The organism is Pseudoalteromonas sp. ABV4_021 (assembly GCF_056159365.1).
On sequence record NZ_JBSWVB010000001.1, the window covers coordinates 787,922 to 807,876 of the forward strand.

The following is a 19,955-nucleotide window of genomic DNA, read 5'->3' on the forward strand; positions in this document are numbered from 1 at the left end:
ATATGGTTAAATTAGTAGTGCGCTTCCTAATTTTATTGGGAAGTCTCTTTGCGTTTCCGGTATTTGGGCAAATTCAACAAGTTGATTTTAATGACGAAAATTATGTATTGCTGAACGTAAAACTCGATAATCAATTATTGTTAGAGGGAATTGAAGCATACCAAGTTGATAATCAACTATTACTGCCTGCATATGACATATTTCAAGCTCTAGAACTCAATGTCGCGGTTAGTCGTGAGCAACGCTCATTTAGTGTGACTTACGAAGAAGCACAATACTTACTCGAGCTTGGCAATTCAAAAGCGTCTTTTGATTTAGAGCAAGGGCTTTATTTCTGGAGTGAAGACGAATTTGGGTTATATATTAGCATGGCTTTATTATCTCAAATGGTAGAAGGTCAGTTGGTATTAAACTTTTCGAATTTGGAGCTATTAGTTGAACCGGCACAAGACTATTTGTTCCCATTGCAAAAGCGAATACTTCGAGCAGATCTAGAACGCAAAGTGCTGCGAAATAAACCTAATGATAATGAAGCACCTTTTTTTACAGCCACAGAGATATTTCGTGACCAGTATCATTTGTACAGCCCACCAACGGGAACAGTTGGCCTAAATTATGGCGGCAGAAGTGATGAAGAGTCTACGTATAATGCGGTAATACAAACAAACTCCGATTTTCTTTATCACTCCGCTTTTTTGTCATTAAGTAAATCTAATCAACAGGATGTGATTGGTAGTCTCGTTTTAACACGCTTTCCACTTTCTCCTAAAGAACCTTTGTTTGGTGGAATAAACTCCTATAGTTTAGGTGACATTTCAACCCCAGCAGGCGGCTTAATTGATAACAATGTATCCGGTGTGGGGGCTAGTTTTAATAAACGACCACGTAACTATAGTAGTAAATTTGGTACGACTAATGTGCAAGGGTTTGCGACACCCGGTTGGAGTGTGGAGCTTTATCGAGACGGCTTCTTTGTTGCGGAGCAAACCGTACCAGAAAATGGTCGTTATAGTTTTGAAAATGTAGATACACGTTATGGTTTAAACCTATTTGAAATTAAGCTGTTTGGTCCATTTGGTGAAGAAGAAATTAGATACGAATCGATCGAATTAAGAAGTAACTGGCTATCCGCAGGTGAAGTTGGGTTTGATGGCTTTATTTTAGATGATGGGAGTGAAGTATTTGGTCGAAACTCAGTGTTTGAAGATAGGTTTAAGCCTGATAGTTTTCGTTTCTCGGCTGACTACGGGATAAGTGATTTTTGGCAGTTAGGCGGAGAATTTACGCGTAAATCTAATAGAGATTTTATTGGTTTTAAATTAGCTGGAAGTTTGAAAAATGCGTTGTTAAACACTGAGGTATATCATGAACTTTCGGGTGGAGTAGGCGCTAAAGTACAGTTAAATGGTATGTTGAGTCATACACAGCGTTATCAGGTTAATTATCAGGTCACTGAACACCATGTGGAAGGTGTGAAACAACCCGTTGAGCAAGAACTCGATATTTCATTCAGTGATTCAACTGGTTTATTTTCATATGATTTATATTACTCGAATGATCGCAAAGGGCAGAGTAGTGATTCGTACGCAGGCCTGATTTTGCATAAGAATATTGGCTCACTAAATCTATCTAATAGCCTTGATTATTCGTGGTTTGCAGATGAACAATTGAACCCTCAGCTTTCTGGTAATTTCCGTGCGGCATTATCTATAGGTTCGTACCGAGTCGTGAATGGCATTACATACACAATAGATGACGGTTCAAAAATAAACGCAATAACTACAAGTATTAACAAGCGTTTCAGTAATAATTTAAATACAAAAGGCCAGATAACGTATAGACCAGATGCTGATAGTGAATGGCAATTTGATGGCAGTTTAGCATGGCCAATGCGCTATGCAATGCTAACTACCACGGCTAGTTATGATAGTAATCAGTATTGGAATTTATCGGTTGGTGTACGATTCTCATTTAGTTATGACCCCTATAATCGCGGATTTGACGTATCTCGTTTAGGTAAGTTAGGGGCTGCAAACTTAGACTTAAATGCATATTTAGATAGAAACTCAAATGGCATACTAGATGAAAATGATTATGCAATTAAAGGTGCCAAAGTAGGCCCATTTAAAAATTGGTTAGAAAAGCAGACTGCAGCTAATGGTCGCATTTTATTAAATGATGTACCGACAAATAGCGTGGTGACATTTACACCTCGCTGGGTCGATAGTGTCAGTCCTGCGTCACGTTACCAAGTATATACTCATCCTGGCTCATATCTTGTTGGGGATATTCCATTTACCATTAAAACGGATTTATCGGGGTTTGTATTCTTATCTGAAGTTGACAGTGGTATTGATAAAGTTACCGTTGAACTTTTTGATGAGCTAAATAAATTTATCGGTTTAACTAAGACTGATAAGGATGGTTACTTTGAGTTTCCTCAACTCAATCCTGGGCACTATCTCGTTAGGCTTAAAAGAGATGATTTAGATAAAAGAGGTTTAATAAGTTCACCAAATCAATATGAGTTTACTACACCAACTCAAGGTGGGTATGTTGAAATGGCGCCATTTTATTTGCATTTGCCGTCTGACACTCAAAAAATTAAAAAGTCAGAACAAGTAGTAATTACGACTGAAAATCATGATCCGGCAGTTAGCTCAGATGAATATAATGGGCAGATTTTTGTTCACCCTCCTGCAAAGAGACAAGTGAATAATAATATTGAGCCAGTCGATAATAGGCCGTTAATTATTGTAAAGCAGGCAAGTGTTGTTAACTCAGGAATAGAGCACACTTTGCTATCTGAAGCTCATAAAGACCAGCCTAACCCTAGCAAAAGTGAGAATATTGTCGAGGTTGCTTCGATTATAAAAGAGCCTGTATTACTTGAGAAAATCGCGGCACCTATTCATTTGGCAAGCGAGAAAGTTACTGTATATACAGTTCAGTATGGTGCATTTAGCCAACAGAGTTCTGCGTTTATTTATTTGAAAAGCTTATCTTTACCACGTGAGTTAGAACAGCAAGCGGACGTTGTATATCATGCTCAGAGCAAATTAAATCGACTCGTGATAGGTAAATTTTACAATCGTTCAGATGCAGACCGTTTAGCCAAAAAGCTTTATGAAGTCACTGATAAAAAGGGATTGATAAAGCGTTTTGAAGCGACTGAAATAAAGTCTTTAGAGAAGGGCTTACTTTAAACTAATTAAAACAAAGTAGTGAGCTTGCTATTAACTCACGTATTTAAGTTTTGATATAGATGTACGAGATTAGAATGAGAAAGTTAAATTTATTCATTATTTGCGTTTTACTATTTAGTACGAAACTTCATGCCAGCATGAAAGTACTAGAGATGAATCCTCCGCGCTTTAATAAATTAATGCCCGTTTATGGTACATGTGAGTTAGATGTAGTCACAAAACAATTAACAAATCATACAGGCAAATTATGTACAGCTGCTCTTGGACAACCAGGCTATTACATTCTAGTTGCTGAGAAAAACACCCTTGTAAGAATAACGATTAATAAAAAAGAATCGCCCCATAGCGGTTTTGATTATTCACCAAAAGGGATTATTAAAAATGACCTCAATGAGGAGGTCGTATTTTCCCATGGCACGGTTACCATTATTAATAGTGGTAACTCAGGGGATATTCATATTTATGTTGGTGGCGAAGTGGTAGCGCAAAGCCGTTTGTCTGGTGCAACCAAATACAATGTGGAATTTGATATTGATTTTGAAACGTAAAAGAGTTGCCGTAGCAACTCTTTTATTAAAGGATACTATTCAATACTCTATCTGGAATTAGTTGTTGTGCTGAAGCAACAATTACATTTGTTTTAAGGCCAACAATTCTTGCATTGATGATTGTACCATGAGGATGAGCTATCATCGTACCAGATAGTACATACCCTATTTTTTGCTGCTTTTTGATATCGCTCCCATTACGTGAAAACACAAAGTCCCCATTTGAAGTCATGCTAATTTCGCCGGTGATCTTGTGGTCAATCATTGGGTAGCCGACTTTTTGTAATTCAGATATAAATGCTTCGGCTAATTGATTGCCAAGAGGGTTAGTTTTATTAAGGGTTGAATCTAATTGTACAAATGAAGCGGCTGCTATCGGCGATAGTAACTCTTCTTGTTTTAAATTAAGTTGCATCGAAATAACCATCTGTTCGACATATTCACTTAGCAATTTAAAATTCACGTAACTTGTTGGCGGCGCTGAATAGGGTGTTTCTTGCTTATCTATTCTTAACTCTTGTTGCTGTTTTGAGGTTTTAATGGGAGCAGCTTGTTTTTGTGGTAATGAGCCACATCTGTGATAAATACCAACGTCATCTAAACACAGTCGAACAGCATTATCAGTATAAACTGATTGGCAACTTGCAAGAGCACACAATGCAGAAATTAGTGGTAACTTTGCTTTTAAACTCATAATAAACCCTTTACCAAACAGAGTTTGAATTAATAGACTTATTCGTTCTGTTTGTGATAATAAACTTAGGTAAAACGGACGCCAGGCCTAATTAACAATGCACCGCATTATGAATAAAGCGCTATGGTAACGTTTATTAGTAATTAAGCAATATTTGCGCCACTAATCCAATTTAATTGTGGCTACGTTTAGGTTTTTTATATCGCTAAACTGGTTCGATACTTAGGCGTTTATTTTGTAAAGCACGAACGTAAGTTTTTATCGTAACACTTTCATTAATTGTTTGATTATAGTGATATTTTAATCTGTGGTCGTTTTTGATACTATCAAAAAACGTTCTCGTAGCTCAGTTGGATAGAGCATTCGCCTCCTAAGTGAAGGGTCGCAGGTTCGACTCCTGCCGGGAACGCCATAAACGCTTATTAAGTTTTAACCCGTCCTTTTTAATTGTTATTTGAACGGCATCAAGCGGTTGTTTAAATCGAGCTATCTTTTATTGTTATGTAGCAGCGTGATTAACGTATTTCTTGAAGGTTACGTGTTTACTCCGAGTTATTTTACAATAGAACAGGTTATTAAAACTAAATGCTAAGCTTCTCTTGGTTCTAGCCCCTTAGAAGCTTGCCAAAGTAACCAAATCACCAATTTGTACGTTTGCGAGTAGTTTGTCGCCTATCACTTGAGCAATAGCGGTGTTTTGATTTACCTGAGTCACTCTCAACTGGTAATCAGTATTAATAATAAGCTGCTTTTGATTAAATCCTTTGCGCAGTGCTACTTGCAACTTTTGTCCTTTCACTAGGTTATTCTCAGCGCCAAGGCTAATGATCACGGTATCGTGATCGACGCTTAAAATACGTGCTTGCGCTGGAATACAAGCGAGATAGCTTGCTAAATCTTGGCCAAGCTTTAAGTTGATATCTGATATTGCTTGTCCATAAGGCATGGTCCAAAACTTTTCACTGTTCACATCGATACGTGCTGTTTTTTTGGTTTGCCAGGTGGCAAATGTATCGTAGTGTGTTTGTTTTAACAGTTCGCCGGTTAAGCCATTGTATAGCGCCGTATTAATCGAGAAAAAACGTTCATAAGCTTTATTTTGCCAAAATGCTAACGATGAACTCTGTTGCTCACCAAGCGATAGGTCTTCTATTTGCGATATCCAGACAAACTGACTGTTATTTTGGTCGGCAATTTGTTGAATAAGGGCACTTGAGTTGGCATCAAAATGCGCGGTAAACAGGTTTTTGGTATTAAGCTTACGGTTGATATCGGTTTTTGTGTTGAATAAATGGGCAAATTGATACAAGTGCTTTGCGAGCTTTTCGCTGTATGCTTTTGGTAATTCAAAAATTTGACCATAAGTTGCATGGCTCGGGGTTTTAAAACCGGTTCTTGTTAGAGCCACATTCTTTTTAATCGATGAATTTTGGCAAGTTTCACTGTTATCTAAAATATCAAGCCTAAGTGTAATTGAGAGCGTGTTGTCTGATTGAATTTCATCAATTACTTCAATCTGATCGATTGCACCATGGGAGTAAACTTGGGTACTTGGTGTTTGCCAGATGCCATTAACCACTTGCTGCAGACTAGTCACTTGCGCACCTGAAAAAAGTAGAGCTTGCTGAATAGCGTTTTCGGTTGCCATCATTCGAGCTTGCTCAACATTACCATTGCGTATTTTGGCTTGGCCGGTTGATTCATACCAAATTGCATGAGACGAAAAGCTCACAATAAAAAGAAGTAATACTAGGTGTCGCATAGCGCAGCTCTCAATTTAAACCTTACTCTGTATATTCAATTTCTGTACCAAACTATACAGTGGCGCGAAAATTGCTAAATCAAATGTAATATGCATTTGTATGGTGGCAACATGTTGAAATCAATTTTCAAAACATCAACTCTGGTAACGAGCTTGTATTTATTAGGTGGCTGTAGCCAACTGTTTGATAAACATATTGAATATGAATACCAAACACCAGATAACTACCCCGTGTTGTATGCGGTAGGGTATGCACCGATCAGTTTGCAACCCGGTACAACAACCGAGCAAAAATCGATTATGGCAATGAAGGCATCAAAGCTTGAGGCTTATCGTGAGCTCGCGGAACAAGTCTACGGACAAAAAGTTGACGCGCAAACGAGCGTTAAAGGTCTGATCGCCAGTAATGATACTTTGAAAGTACGTGTGCAAGGTGTTGTACGTGGTGCGAAAGTGACCAAAAGCTACGCTGTGGGTGATACGTATGCGACAGAAGTTGAGCTAGATATGAAATTGGTACATGACTTATATATTGGTCAAACAAAACCAAGAAATGTAAAAAAAGTAACCTACTACTAGCAGGTTACTTTTTATTAGTAAATTCAGATTACGCTTTTAGCCCGCGAGCAATCGGGTTAGGTAGAGAGAAAGATTTGCCCGTTTTGTCGTATCCGGTATGACTTTTACCAAATAAGATATTCTTCAACTTTTGTGAAGCAATCTGGCTTTGATTTGCTGCTACTTGATTCACGTCATTCTGCTTTTTGCAGTCAGCTAATACCTGATTAATTTGGCTGATTGTCGGCTGATATTCAGCTTTATCAATACCGTTTTGGTCGATTAATTTGGCAATGTGTTGGTCACGTTGCTGAATTGACTGCAACGATGCAACTTTGCTTTCAACAACAGATATCAAAGATTCATGATCACGCGCAACTATAGCTTCTAATTCCTGCTTTAGGATGTCAGCCATAGTGTTCAACTCATCAAGTTGTTGCGCTAATATCTGTTCTAGATTCATAAACTATCGACCGAAAAGTTTAAATTCAAGCTTATTGATATTTTCAGCAAGCTTCTCTGCATCAATTTTGTATTCGCCGTTAGCGATCGCTTTTTTCAGCTCGTTTACTTTTTTCTCATCAATACCTGATGATTGCTCCGCTTTTTCATTTAGCTTTTTAAGCTGTTGAGCTTGCGGTGTAATGCTCACTGAGTCGCTAGTTGCTTTTGCCGTAGCAGTATTCACTTGCACTTGTTTATTAGCAGTTTCAGACGCTTGCTGCTTAGAGCTTTCAAGCCTGACGTTTGCTTGGCTGTTTGAGCCTTGATTTATTTGATTAACCATGACAGTTCTCTCTACTAAGATTTCACATCTTATGTATCGGCATCTCGGGTACAACCTTTAATAAAAAATGCACTATTTTTATTAAATTTGTAACCTCTTATTTAACCTGAAATTTCTACTAGAGTACAGCGCTAAATTGTGACTTTTACCAGCTCAGTGTTTAAAACTCTTGCCTGAATTTTCTTTTTAGATTTTACATTGCGAATACTAATGTTGTCGCCTATGCGGCCATCTTCAAGCGCTTCACCTTGCGTTTTAATTGTCATGCCTTTAAAGCTTGCCAAAATAGTAATTTTATCGCCTTTACAAATAGTACAAATATAATTGTAGTTGATAGTTTGTCCCGCACGAACATTTCGTTTACTGCGGCTACCTATTAAGTTAGTACTCGATTTAAATTGATTCGAACGCGTTAAGTGTTTTGCAACTTGCTTGCTGGTTAAATGTTGTGCGGTAATTCGTTGCCCTTTACTGATCCCTTTTGCTGCCGTAATCACTTCAACGAGTTCCAATTGCTTCACATGCACAAAAACTTGCCAATTATTTTGATCTAAACACTTAATTTTTATAGTAGATTGCCGATTAGTATTGATAGGGTTTGCGGCACTTACTTGCAACTCGCGCTGACATGTTCGTGTTTTGATACGAGTATCGAGCGGTAATGCCGTAATCGACAACTGCGAATTCGGGTGTCGATTAGGGTTGGGCTGTTTGTTATCGGCAACATAATCTATTGCGATTTGCTGCAATTCTAACTTACTGTAAACCTTTGCTTTGAGTGAAGTCATAGCAAGCGCAGCAATTTGTATTAAAATAAAGAAATAAAGATTTTTTTTAAACAAACTCATAATGTTTCGACTATGCTTTATGGGTAAAACAAGGTATAACTAGCGAGTGTCAAAATTATGGCACATCAAAGTTATACGGTAGTACAATAACAAAGAAGCAAGAAGTATTCCTTTTCATTGCTTCAAGTTAGGAGATTGAAATGGCAGGCATTTTAGATTCGGTTAATCAGCGAACGCAACTCGTAGGTCAAAATAGGCTAGAGTTGTTGCTGTTTAAGTTAAAAGGCAGGCAGCGGTTCGGAATTAACGTGTTCAAAGTACGTGAGGTTTTACAGTGTCCTAACTTAACGGCAATGCCAAAATCTAATCATTATGTTAAAGGTGTGGCGCATATACGTGGGCAAACAATTTCGGTTATCGATCTTTCGTTAGCTATTGGTGGTCCAGGGATCCAAGATACAAAAGATTGTTTTATTATCATTACTGAATATAACCGTTCAGTGCAGGGCTTTTTAGTCGACTCGGTTGAGCGTATCGTTAATATCAACTGGGAATCAATTATGCCACCCCCGTCAGGTTCGGGGCGTTATTCGTATTTAACTGCAGTAACTGAAATCGAAAAGGAACTCGTTGAAATACTGGATGTAGAAAAGATACTGAATGAAATTTGTCCAGTGAACACCGAAGTGAGCGCTGATTTGGTTTCAGATGGTGAAATGCAAAAAGACCTTGGTGAACGTATTGTATTTATTGCCGATGATTCGACAGTTGCGAGAAACCAAGTGAAACGTGCGCTTGAGCCTTTAGGCGTGCAAACTGAGGTGGCAAAAAATGGACGCGAGGCGCTCGTTCGCCTGAAAGAAATTGCCGAGAAAGATTGCCAAAGTGTGGTTACTGAACGCGTGGCCCTACTTATTTCAGACGTAGAAATGCCTGAAATGGATGGATACACGTTAACAGCCGAACTAAAGGCTGATCCCAGAACAGCACCGCTTCATGTTATATTACATACATCACTCAGTGGTGTATTTAATCAGGCGATGGTTGAAAAAGTCGGAGCTGATGATTTTATTGCGAAGTTTAACCCAGACGAGTTAGCTACTGCGGTTAAAAAGTGGGTTCATGAAGATTAGACCAGCGAGTAATAAACTTGAACAAAAACTTAGATGATAAAGAATATCAGCAATTTAAAAGCTTTTTAGAGCAGCAATGTGGCATTGTGCTAGGTGACAATAAACAGTATCTAGTAAAGAGTCGCCTTGCACCTTTAATGGCAAGATTTGATGTCGACTCTTTATCTGAATTAGTGACTAAAACGCTTAGCCCGCGTGAACGTCAGTTAAGAGCTGCGGTTGTTGATGCAATGACAACTAATGAAACCTTGTGGTTTCGTGATACATACCCATTCGAATTACTCAAAAATAAACTTTTCCCTGAGCTTTCGGAGCTGCGTAGACCTATTAAAATTTGGTCAGCAGCAAGCTCGTCAGGGCAAGAGCCGTATTCGATTGCAATGAGTGCCGCCGAATTTAAGCAGTCAAAGCCAGGAGCACTAGCGGGCGTTAATATTGTTGGTACAGATATATCTAACACCATGTTAGATATCTGTAAAAATGCTGAATACGACTCGCTAGCGCTGGCTCGTGGCCTATCACCTGAAAGACGTCGCAAGTTTTTTAATGATTCAGATCACGGTATGGCAAAAGTGAACGATGATATAAAGCGGATGGTGAGCTTTCGCCACCTAAACTTGTTAGATTCGTATGCCCTTATGGGGAAATTTGAAATCATTTTTTGTCGTAATGTGCTGATTTATTTCTCACCGGAAGTTAAAGCAAAAATTATTAAACAATTTCACCAAGCCCTTAGTCCTAAAGGATATTTATTTCTAGGCGCGTCAGAATCTATGACCGGATTAAGCGAGGATTTTGAAATGATCCGCTGTAATCCCGGTATCATTTATCAAAAAAAATAATTAGTCAGTAGCTCTGGCTTACTATTTGCATAACTTCTTCAAAGTCACTTTTTTGGAGAAGTTATGGCTATCAGTTTTGACAGAGCACTCGGCATTCATCCGCAAGCTACTCTTGCTCGTTCGCAAAGAGCAGAAGTGCTAGCAACCAATATTGCTAACGCAGATACGCCAAACTACAAAGCGCGAGACATCGACTTTTCAAAAGCCCTTGAGCAGGCTAAATCGAGCCAATCTAAGCGCTTGTCGACCACTCACGAAAAACACTTCGATCTATCTATTAATAGTTTAGAAAGTAACACCTTGTATCGAGTACCCACTCAGCCTGATACCGGCGACGGTAATACTGTGGATATGCAGGAAGAACGTAGTAAGTATGTTCAAAACGCAATGGAGTACCAAGCAAGCATTAACTTTTTAGGCGGTAAGTTTAAAGGCTTGAAAAAAGCACTAGGTGGGCAAGGGGCATAATTATGAGTCTATATAATGTATTTAACATTTCTGGTACTGGCATGAGTGCACAATCTGTGCGTTTAAATACGACTGCGAGTAATTTGTCTAATGCTAACTCAGTGAGTTCAAGTGCTGATGAAACTTACCGTGCGCGTCACCCTGTTTTTTCTGCAGAATTGAGCAAAGCGGTTAACGCGCAACAAGGCGAAGCGGTTGGTGTAAAAGTACTTGGTATTGTTGAAAGTGACAAACCGCTTAAGCGTGAATTCAATCCAGAGCATCCGCTGGCTGATAAAGATGGCTTTATCTATAAGCCGAATGTCAATGTTGTGGAAGAAATGGCGAATATGATTTCGGCATCACGTAATTACCAAACCAATGTTCAAGTAGCTGATGCAGCGAAGCAAATGCTGTCTCGTACTCTGCGCATGGGTCAAAACTAATAGGAGCTGATCATGACAACAAACGTGAGTAACGACAGTTTTATTGATTCAGTTAAATGGAAAACACCTACAGGTGTTCCTGAACAAAATGATAACGATCAGCTAAAACAAGAAGATTTCTTTGCATTGTTAACGCAACAGTTATCGTATCAAGATCCGACAAAACCTGCGGATAACGATCAGATGATTGCGCAAATGACAAGCTTTTCGATGGCTGATGGTATTAGCCAATTGAATGCAAACTTTGAAAGCTTTGCTTCAACCATGACTTCGAATTCTGCACTACAAGCATCAACATTGGTTGGTAAAGATGCACTGGTGCCATCAACGGTACTTGAACTGAGGGATGGTAAAACATCTACCGGTAGTGTGGCGCTAGATACCTCCGCTCATGATGTTACCGTAAAAATCAAAAATGCAGCGGGTGAGGTTGTTCGCACGCTAGATATTGGCTCGAAGACGGCGGGCGCTGCAAAGTTTGAATGGGATGGCAAAGATGAAAGCGGTAATCCGTTGCCACCTGGCAATTACGCGATGACAGCGGAAGGGCGAGTCGCAGATGGTGAGTATATGAGCTTTCCCACGGGTGCGTTTTTGAACATTTCAAGTGTTAGTTTAAAAGGCACACATGGCTTAGTACTTAACACGGGCGCTGGTTCGATTAATTTAAGTGATGTTGTCGAAATCGCTCAAGGTTAATCTTGGCATTAAAGTTGAATAAATAACTCCGAGTAAGCAGTTTCCTAACAATCAGGGCTGCGAGTTTAAGAGGTGAATTATGAGTTTTAATATTGCATTGACGGGATTGGCTGCGGCACAAAAAGATCTCGATGTAACCGCAAACAATATTGCGAACGTAAACACAACAGGTTTTAAAGAGTCACGGGCTGAATTCGCAGATGTATATGCTGCGTCGGTATTTAGTTCGGGTAAAACAAAAAATGGTGATGGTGTTCAAACAACGGTTGTTGCACAACAGTTTAACCAAGGTTCATTACAGTTTACTCAGAACGCGCTTGATTTAGCGATTACCGGCGAAGGCTATTTTGCGATGACTGATTCATTATCATCGCAAGACTATACTTATACACGTGCTGGTGCATTTAAATTGAACAAAGATAATTTCGTTGTAGATGCACAAGGTAATTTTTTACGTGGTTTCCCCGTAGACCCTGCAAACGGTGATACAACTTCGGTGAGTTTGAGTACGGCAACGCCGATTCAAATTCCGGATGCATCAGGTGCACCACGCGCAACCAATAATGTGTATACCTCATTTAACTTAGATGCAGGTGCAACACAGCCTACAGTAGCGCCATTTAATCCAACAGATTCTGCTACGTTTAACGCATCTACGTCTACAACCGTATACGATTCACTTGGTGAGCCGCATATTATGCAGTTCTACTTTGTGAAAACGGGTACGAATAACGAGTGGAATGTGCATGCGACACTTGCTGGTCAGGAATTTGATAGCACAGGCACTAACCCGCCAGCTGGTCCGCTCGCAACATTTACGTTTGATTCAAGTGGTTTGCCATCAGCACCAGTTACGGCGCCAAATACTACATTTGACCCAGTTTCATTAACTGCGAGTAACCTCTCTGGCATTTTATCAAACGGTGCAACTTTCCCGAATGACGTGAATATCAATTGGCGTGATGAAGCTGGTACTGCAAATAAACAACCTACTCAGTATGCGAGTCGTTTTGAGGTGAAAGCACTTGAACAAGATGGTGCGACCGTAGGGCGTTTAACAGGTATTGATATTGGTACCGATGGTAAGATCGTTGCGTCATACAGTAACGGTGATTCAACCTATATTAGCCAAGTGTCTATGGTACGATTTGCTAATTCACAAGGTTTATCTCAGGTAGGTAATACAGCGTGGAAAGAAAGTTTAACATCAGGCGAGCCAATAGCAGGTGAACCGGGTTCGGGTACATTAGGTACGATTAATTCAAGTGCGCTTGAGCAATCTAACGTAAACTTAACCAACGAACTTGTTGATTTAATTTCCGCGCAGCGAAACTTCCAAGCGAACTCACGAGCTTTAGAAGTTAATTCAACACTGCAACAAAATATCTTACAGATCCGCTAATTTAGTTAGCGTAATTCACTTCTTTATAGGGCTGATTTTTCAGCCCTTTTTTATTCTATTTGTTATTTCTTAATCGCGTCAATTTTCAATCATTGCGATTGGCATCATTTTTGCTCTACCTAACTATTAGTGATCATTTTTAGGTCGAGTCGATGGATAAATTACTTTATGTCGCTGCATCGGGCGCTAAACAAAATATGCTGGGCATTGCAGTCAAAGCTAATAATTTAGCTAATGCAAAAACCACTGCGTTTAAAGCTGATTTAGAGCAAGCGCGTTCTATGCAGGCTTTTGGTGAAGGCTTGCCAACACGCGTGTTTGCGATGGAAGAAAGACCGGGTTCACGTTTGAGTGCGGGCGCTTTATCTATGACCGGACGTGAACTTGATATTGCAGTCGGTGAAAACGGTTGGCTCGCTGTGCAAGATGCAAATGGTGACGAGGCCTACACACGTTCAGGCAATTTACGCATGAGTGAAACAGGGCAGCTATTTACAGCTAATGGCTTACCTGTAATCGGTGAAGCGGGTCCTGTTATTTTGCCAGTGCCGATTGAAAAAGTACAAATCGCCAAAGACGGCATGATCCAAGTTAGGCCGCAAGGTGCACCTGCAAATTTTATTGAAGATATCGACCGTTTAAAGTTGGTCAGTGCGTATGGTGTTCAACCTTTAGAAAAAGGGTTGGATGGCTTGTTTAGAAATAAAGATGGGACGGAACTGGATACCGACCCAAATATGACAGTAACCAGCGGTGCATTAGAAATGTCTAATGTGAACCCAGTTGATGAGATGGTGGGAATGATTTCACACCAACGTCAGTTTGAGTTGCAAGTCAAAATGATGAAAACCGCAGAGAAAATTGACGAAAGCCAAAGTTCTCTTATGCGAATTTATTAATGGTTTTTGGAGGTTAGTATGCATCCTGCATTGTGGATCAGTAAAACAGGTATCGATGCGCAGCAAACCGATACGTCTGTAATATCAAATAACTTAGCAAACGCGAGCACCGTAGGGTACAAAAAAAGCCGTGCGATTTTCGAAGATTTGCTTTATCAAAATATTAATCAGCCGGGCGGGCGCTCATCGCAAGATACGCAACTGCCATCGGGTTTAATGTTAGGTGCGGGTTCTAAAGTAGTTGCCACGCAAAAGAATTTCTCACAAGGAAATATGCTAACAACTGATAACTCGATGGATTGGATGATTCAAGGTCAGGGCTTTTTTGAAGTTGCGATGCCAGACGGTAGTCTTGCCTATACTCGAAACGGCCAATTTACTACGGATGAAGAAGGTCGCATCGTAACATCGGGTGCAGGTTATCCGTTACAACCAGAAATGAACGTCCCTGACGATGCACAGCAGATTATTGTATCGCAAGATGGCGAAGTGTCAGTACGTATCGCAGGACAAGCAGACAATGCAGTAATTGGTCAGCTCACCATTTCTGATTTTATTAATCCGTCAGGTCTTGAGCCTATGGGTCAAAACCTCTACACAGAAACCGCTGTAAGTGGTGCACCAGTGCAAGGTAACCCGAGTGTAGATGGACTAGGTGTGATTGTGCAGGGCTCTCTTGAAACATCAAACGTGAATGTAACCGAAGAGTTGGTAAATCTTATTGAGACGCAGCGCGTTTATGAGATGAATTCAAAAGTGATTTCTTCGGTTGATGAAATGCTGAGTTACATTAATCAGCAGCTTTAATAGGTGGTTAGCATGAGTAAGTTACTATTAACATTGATCGGCAGCGCACTTTTAAGCGGTTGTGTGACAACAGCAAACCGCTTCGTCGAACGTGATGATCCGTATTATGCGCCGCTGTATCCTGAAGATACCGATGTGTCGCAGGTCAACACGGGGTCGCTTTATAATATACATTACTCAAATGACCTTTATTCAGACCAAAAAGCGCTGCGCCAAGGTGACATTATTACCGTTGTGCTGAGTGAATCAACTCAAGCGTCAAAAACTGCAAAAACGGAAACTGACCGAGAAACGGACTTTGCACTATCACCGGTTACAGGATTTGGCGGCAACGCAGTTACGATCAATGGTGATGCGTTGCAATACGGTGTTGGTTCAGAGGGCTCATATAAAGGCGATGCGAAGTCAGATCAGTCAAACAGTCTAAACGGTAATATTTCAGTTAATGTGATGCGTGTATTACCAAACGGTAATTTAGTTATTCGCGGTGAAAAGTGGCTTACGCTTAATACCGGTGAAGAATTTATTCGTTTAGAAGGCATCGTTCGTCCGAAGGATGTTAGTGCTGACAATATGGTGATGTCTACCCGTATTGCAAACGCACGTATTCAGTACTCTGGTAAAGGGGCACTGGCAGATGCACAAGAAGCAGGCTGGTTAGCTCAGTTCTTCTTAAGCCCATTAAACCCTTTTTAGGAGGTCGCATGCGTAATTTTGCTATTGGTTTTATCGCGCTTCTTAGCCTTTTTAGTTTCCCAACAACAGCAGAACGCATTAAAGATGTGACTGTTGTTGAAGGGGTACGTAGTAACCAGCTTGTTGGTTATGGTTTAGTTGTTGGTTTGCCTGGCACAGGTGAAAAAAGTAGCTTTACCGAGCAAAGTTTTAAAGCCATGCTCAGCAGTTTTGGTATCACGTTACCAGCAAACTTAAAGCCTAAGATTAAGAATGTCGCAGCAGTAGCTGTACATGCAGATTTACCGCCGTTTGTGAAACCGGGTCAAACAATCGATGTTACCGTATCGTCAATTGGTAGCGCATTAAGCTTGCGCGGTGGTACATTAATTCAAACCTTTCTAAAGGGCGTTGATGGCAATGTGTATGCAATTGCACAAGGCAGCATGGTGGTTAGCGGACTAGGCGCCGAGGGTGCTGATGGCAGCAAGGTATTAGTAAATACACCAACTGTAGGGCGCGTTCCAAATGGCGCGATTGTCGAACGTGCGGTCGCATCGCCGTTCAACCAAGGTGATCACATTACATTTAATCTGCACCGTCCTGATTTTTCTACCGCAAAAGCCTTATCTGATACGATTAATGATTTAGTAGGCCCAAATACTGCCACAGCAATGGATGCAGCGTCGGTTAAAGTGTTAGCACCACGCGACCCAGCGCAACGCGTAGCTTACCTCGCTACTTTAGAAAATCTTGAATTCGAACCAGCTGATAACAGCGCAAAAATTATCGTTAATTCGCGTACAGGCACTATCGTGATTGGTAAAAATGTTACTTTAGAACCCGCTGCAATCACCCATGGTGGATTGACTGTCACGATTGCAGAGCAGCAAAACGTTAATCAACCCAACGCGCTTGCTGGTGGACAAACGGTTGTTACCGAGCAAAGCATTATAGATGTAGCACGCGATGATACCCGCGCCTTTGTGTTTGACCCAGGTGCGAGTTTAGATGATCTCGTGCGAGCGATTAACGAAGTCGGCGCGGCGCCAGGTGATTTAATGGCAATACTTGAAGCGTTGAAAGAGGCGGGCGCAATAAGTGGCCAACTAATCGTGATTTAAGTTTACAGATTGTTACTTGAGCCCTGCATTGCAGGGCTTTTTTGTTTAGTGCTTTAATTTGATTTCTTTGGCTTGATTTTTGCAATGGTTTATCAGTGTGTTTCGTAGCCAATTTATTGAATGAGAGCTGACTTATGGATGGTAACAACATAAATCATCAACAAAGTTTCTTTGACTTGAGTAACTTAGATTCTTTACGTCAAGAAGCGCTGCAGGGCGATCCTGATAAAAAGGCGCTTAAGCAAGTTGCAGCTCAGTTTGAATCTATTTTTACCCAAATGCTATTTAAAAGTATGCGAAAAGCCAACGAAGCATTTGAAGACGAAGATAGCCCGTTTAATGAAAGCAGCGTTAAATTTTATCGTGATATGCACGATCAGCAGCTTTCTATGGAGCTTTCACAAAGTGGTGCATTAGGGCTTGCCGATATTATTGTTCAGCAACTTTCACCCACGCCAGGAAAATACACCCCTGCAAGTTTGTTTTCATCAAGCCAAATTGCGCCAATGCAAAAGCCTTCATTGAATACCGCAAATACAGATTCACCAGAACAGATAAATACAACAGATGAAGACACCGCCTTTGAAAATGAGCAGTCGTTTGTTTCTGAACTTTGGCAGCACGCTAAAAGCGCAGCTGAAAAAATAGGGTTAAGTCCTGCTGTTATGTTGGCGCAATCTGCGCTTGAAACAGGCTGGGGAAAACATGTGATTACTAAAAGTGATGGGCAAAGCTCAAATAATTTTTTCAATATTAAAGCTGACCGCGCATGGCAAGGTGATAAAGCTGCTAAAGCGTCGCTTGAATTTGAACAAGGCGTTGCTGTTAAAAAACAATCTAACTTTAGAGCGTATAACAGCATTGCTGAAAGTTTTGATGATTTTGTTAACTTTTTACAGCAAAACCCACGCTATCAATCAGCACTGAAAACAACATCAGACCCATCTCAGTATCTCGATGAATTACAAAAAGCAGGGTATGCAACTGACCCTAATTATGCAGATAAAATTAAAGATGTGCTAAAGCGCAGTGAATTTACGCAAGCACTTAACGCTGTCGCTTCAGGAATAAATGTAAACGATATGATGAAAAGTTCGATAACAAGTTTAGGAGGCACTAACTAATGTCTTTTAATCTACTTAATATTGCAAACTCAGGTGTACGTGCAAGTTCAGAGTTACTGCAAACTACCAGTAAAAACATTACCAACGTCAATACCGAAGGTTATGTTCGAGAGCGCACAGAACATAGAACATTGTTCGATAATCAAGTTGGACTTGGGCAAACTTTCCGCTTAGTGAATAGTTTTGCACAAGAGCAGCTTAATCGCGATATTTCCAATGCGGCTTTTTACAACCAAATTGTTAGCGAGTCCGCGCGAGTAGATAGTCTATTTGCTGAAGAGTCTAATAGTCTCGGAACGAGCATCAACTCGTTGTTTGGCTCGTTACAAGATAGTTTAAACCAACCATCGTCTAATGTTAGCCGTTCCCTGTTTTTTAGTAATGCTCAAGGTTACATCGATCAGCTTAACCGATTATCGGGTATCGTTTTTGATCAAAAAACCATCGTTAACGATCAGCTCGAAATCTATGCGAATGAAGCTAATTCACTTATCACTAAGATTAGCGAGCTAAACTTATCAATTGCTTCGGGAACATCGGGGCCTGATGGCAGTGCTCTAAATAGCACTATCAATCAGCGTGATTTGGCAATTAAAGAGCTATCTGAATATATAGACATTGAAACACTTGATGGTCCAAATGGTGAAAAACTGGTGTTTATGGGCACGGGTGAAGCTGTTGTAATGGAAGATGGCGCGTTTAACTTATTTTCACTTTCTGGCGATCCTGATCCCAATTTTAAAGATTTAAAATTAGATGTGGATTCAGGCAAAGCCATTCCGCTTGAAGTCAATACCAGTGTACTAAAAGGAAAAATTGGTGGGCTACTAGCTTACCGTGAGGAAATACTGATTTCGTCACAAAACAAGTTAGGCCAATTGAGCCTAGCAATGGCGGATGCATTCAATCAGCAAAATAGGCTTGGATTAGACGGCGATGGCGAACTTGGTGGCGATTTATTTACCATTCCAACCGCTGGTGCTTATTCCTATGCAGCAAACACGGGTACGGCTCAAGTAAGTGGAACCATTGAACCGGGTAAAGGCAGTGAATTACCGCCAAATGATTTTTTAATTGAATATACAGCAGTGAACCAAATTACAGTTACTGCGCTTGATTCATATGGCGATCCAATTGGTACACCTATTGTTGCAGCTGTTGCTGCTGGGCAGGCTAATTCGGGCACAGCGGTAGGCGGAGAGCTTTTTGGTTTGCAAATTAATGTAGGAGCTGGCGCTGCACTTGGTGATAAATTTGAACTTAAACTTAACTCAGAGGCATCGACGAGCTTCGAGCTTGCAACCATGCGACCGGAAGATTTAGCGTTAGCTTCACCGATACGCACTAACAGCGACTTAGCCAACAGAGGGTCAGGTAATATAGCGTCAAGCACTGTTTCTGACACCACTGCACCAGGATTTAATCCAGGTCCACCGCCAGCTTTAGCCAACGGTACCATTACACTAACTAAAACGGCAAACCCTAATGAGTTTACAATTACAGATGGTGCACCACCCGTAACGAATACGGTTGTTTTAACACCGCCTTATGACAATGTTTTGGCACAAGCAGGTGCACCATACAATACCTATGGTTTTGATTTTAACCTTGAAGGTATAGCAGAAACGGGTGACTCATTTACTATTGAGTTTAATACTGATGGCTTTGACGATAGCCGAAACGGTCTTTTACTGGCAGATATTCAAAATCGAGAGTTAGTTAGGTCAAGTGCTATCGTAACCAATGGTGATAACCTCACTAAGATTAATGAAGCATACGGTAATATAGTGACTGATGTTGGTATGAAAACTGCGCAAGCTAAAACCAATCAAGTGGCATTTGATGCGTTAGCTAATCAATCTAATGCGTGGTATGAGTCGATTTCAGGTGTCAATTTAGACGAAGAAGCGGCTAATTTATTACGTTATCAACAATCTTATGCAGCAGCGGCAAAAATCTTAAGTACCGCAAGCACAGTATTTGACACAATTCTTAATGCAGCGAGGTAGTCGAG

At 40.5% G+C, this 19,955-nt stretch carries 20 protein-coding genes and 1 tRNA gene; 16 read left to right on the forward strand and 5 right to left on the reverse strand.

The annotated features are described in order from the left end of the window. The first annotated feature begins 2 nt into the window (after positions 1–2). Both ACXAFE_RS03680 and ACXAFE_RS03685 read left to right on the forward strand, forming a co-directional pair. On the forward strand, positions 3–3,206 hold the full coding sequence (locus ACXAFE_RS03680; RefSeq protein ID WP_475148827.1) for an SdrD B-like domain-containing protein: 3,204 nt from the start codon (positions 3–5) through the stop codon (positions 3,204–3,206). Between the two features lie 74 nt (positions 3,207–3,280). Then, complete coding sequence (locus ACXAFE_RS03685) at positions 3,281–3,754, forward strand: hypothetical protein (protein WP_475148830.1); 474 nt, start codon at positions 3,281–3,283, stop codon at positions 3,752–3,754. 25 nt (positions 3,755–3,779) lie between these two features. On the opposite strand, the gene ACXAFE_RS03690 is transcribed toward ACXAFE_RS03685, so the two are convergent. Beyond that, positions 3,780–4,448, reverse strand: coding sequence for a FlgO family outer membrane protein (locus ACXAFE_RS03690; RefSeq protein ID WP_475148832.1), 669 nt, complete (start codon positions 4,446–4,448; stop codon positions 3,780–3,782). A 335-nt stretch (positions 4,449–4,783) separates the two neighbouring features. Here ACXAFE_RS03690 and ACXAFE_RS03695 point away from each other — a divergent pair. Beyond that, a tRNA-Arg gene (locus tag ACXAFE_RS03695) sits at positions 4,784–4,860 on the forward strand. A 201-nt stretch (positions 4,861–5,061) separates the two neighbouring features. On the opposite strand, the gene ACXAFE_RS03700 is transcribed toward ACXAFE_RS03695, so the two are convergent. Continuing rightward, positions 5,062–6,210, reverse strand: coding sequence for a flagellar assembly protein T N-terminal domain-containing protein (locus ACXAFE_RS03700; protein ID WP_475148834.1), 1,149 nt, complete (start codon positions 6,208–6,210; stop codon positions 5,062–5,064). A 111-nt stretch (positions 6,211–6,321) separates the two neighbouring features. Between ACXAFE_RS03700 and ACXAFE_RS03705 the strand changes: the two genes are divergently transcribed. Further along, positions 6,322–6,789 carry an LPP20 family lipoprotein gene (locus ACXAFE_RS03705; protein ID WP_100914496.1) on the forward strand — a complete coding sequence of 156 codons (468 nt, stop codon included), beginning with the start codon at positions 6,322–6,324 and terminating at the stop codon, positions 6,787–6,789. 28 nt (positions 6,790–6,817) lie between these two features. Here the strand turns inward: ACXAFE_RS03705 and flgN are convergent, their stop codons facing one another. The 3 genes from flgN to flgA form a co-directional block, all read right to left on the reverse strand. Further along, on the reverse strand, positions 6,818–7,231 hold the full coding sequence (flgN, locus tag ACXAFE_RS03710; RefSeq protein ID WP_475148838.1) for a flagellar export chaperone FlgN: 414 nt from the start codon (positions 7,229–7,231) through the stop codon (positions 6,818–6,820). 3 nt (positions 7,232–7,234) lie between these two features. Next, positions 7,235–7,555, reverse strand: a complete 321-nt coding sequence (gene flgM, locus ACXAFE_RS03715) for a flagellar biosynthesis anti-sigma factor FlgM (protein WP_010560744.1) — start codon at positions 7,553–7,555, stop codon at positions 7,235–7,237. Positions 7,556–7,686: 131 nt separating this feature from the next. Further along, positions 7,687–8,403, reverse strand: coding sequence for a flagellar basal body P-ring formation chaperone FlgA (gene flgA / locus ACXAFE_RS03720; RefSeq protein ID WP_475148844.1), 717 nt, complete (start codon positions 8,401–8,403; stop codon positions 7,687–7,689). A 140-nt stretch (positions 8,404–8,543) separates the two neighbouring features. Here flgA and ACXAFE_RS03725 point away from each other — a divergent pair, with 140 nt between their 5' ends. From ACXAFE_RS03725 to ACXAFE_RS03780, 12 genes are all read left to right on the forward strand, one after another. Next, positions 8,544–9,476: a chemotaxis protein CheV gene (locus ACXAFE_RS03725; protein WP_010560742.1), complete on the forward strand. Its 933-nt coding sequence runs from the start codon at positions 8,544–8,546 to the stop codon at positions 9,474–9,476. A gap of 17 nt (positions 9,477–9,493) precedes the next feature. Beyond that, entirely contained in the window at positions 9,494–10,318 is an 825-nt protein-coding gene (locus ACXAFE_RS03730) for a CheR family methyltransferase (protein WP_475148849.1), read from the forward strand. A gap of 63 nt (positions 10,319–10,381) precedes the next feature. Further along, complete coding sequence (flgB, locus tag ACXAFE_RS03735; RefSeq protein WP_010560740.1) at positions 10,382–10,786, forward strand: flagellar basal body rod protein FlgB; 405 nt, start codon at positions 10,382–10,384, stop codon at positions 10,784–10,786. Between the two features lie 2 nt (positions 10,787–10,788). Beyond that, positions 10,789–11,211 carry a flagellar basal body rod protein FlgC gene (flgC, locus tag ACXAFE_RS03740; protein ID WP_010560739.1) on the forward strand — a complete coding sequence of 141 codons (423 nt, stop codon included), beginning with the start codon at positions 10,789–10,791 and terminating at the stop codon, positions 11,209–11,211. Positions 11,212–11,223: 12 nt separating this feature from the next. Beyond that, the gene (locus tag ACXAFE_RS03745) at positions 11,224–11,910 is read left to right on the forward strand and encodes a flagellar hook assembly protein FlgD (protein ID WP_010560738.1); all 687 of its coding nucleotides are present in this window, start codon (positions 11,224–11,226) and stop codon (positions 11,908–11,910) included. A 79-nt stretch (positions 11,911–11,989) separates the two neighbouring features. Continuing rightward, entirely contained in the window at positions 11,990–13,312 is a 1,323-nt protein-coding gene (gene flgE, locus ACXAFE_RS03750; protein ID WP_475148857.1) for a flagellar hook protein FlgE, read from the forward strand. Positions 13,313–13,464: 152 nt separating this feature from the next. Next, a complete protein-coding gene (locus ACXAFE_RS03755) occupies positions 13,465–14,211 on the forward strand; it encodes a flagellar basal body rod protein FlgF (RefSeq protein ID WP_100912907.1) in 747 nt (248 codons plus the stop codon). Positions 14,212–14,229: 18 nt separating this feature from the next. After that, positions 14,230–15,018: a flagellar basal-body rod protein FlgG gene (flgG, locus tag ACXAFE_RS03760; RefSeq protein ID WP_010560735.1), complete on the forward strand. Its 789-nt coding sequence runs from the start codon at positions 14,230–14,232 to the stop codon at positions 15,016–15,018. Positions 15,019–15,030: 12 nt separating this feature from the next. Next, positions 15,031–15,714, forward strand: coding sequence for a flagellar basal body L-ring protein FlgH (flgH, locus tag ACXAFE_RS03765; RefSeq protein WP_100912908.1), 684 nt, complete (start codon positions 15,031–15,033; stop codon positions 15,712–15,714). 8 nt (positions 15,715–15,722) lie between these two features. Then, positions 15,723–16,817: a flagellar basal body P-ring protein FlgI gene (locus tag ACXAFE_RS03770; RefSeq protein WP_010560733.1), complete on the forward strand. Its 1,095-nt coding sequence runs from the start codon at positions 15,723–15,725 to the stop codon at positions 16,815–16,817. A gap of 134 nt (positions 16,818–16,951) precedes the next feature. Beyond that, complete coding sequence (gene flgJ, locus ACXAFE_RS03775; RefSeq protein ID WP_475148865.1) at positions 16,952–17,941, forward strand: flagellar assembly peptidoglycan hydrolase FlgJ; 990 nt, start codon at positions 16,952–16,954, stop codon at positions 17,939–17,941. Further along, the gene (locus ACXAFE_RS03780; protein ID WP_475148870.1) at positions 17,941–19,950 is read left to right on the forward strand and encodes a FlgK family flagellar hook-associated protein; all 2,010 of its coding nucleotides are present in this window, start codon (positions 17,941–17,943) and stop codon (positions 19,948–19,950) included. Before flgJ ends, ACXAFE_RS03780 begins: the two co-directional genes overlap by 1 nt. The last annotated feature ends 5 nt before the right edge of the window (positions 19,951–19,955 follow it).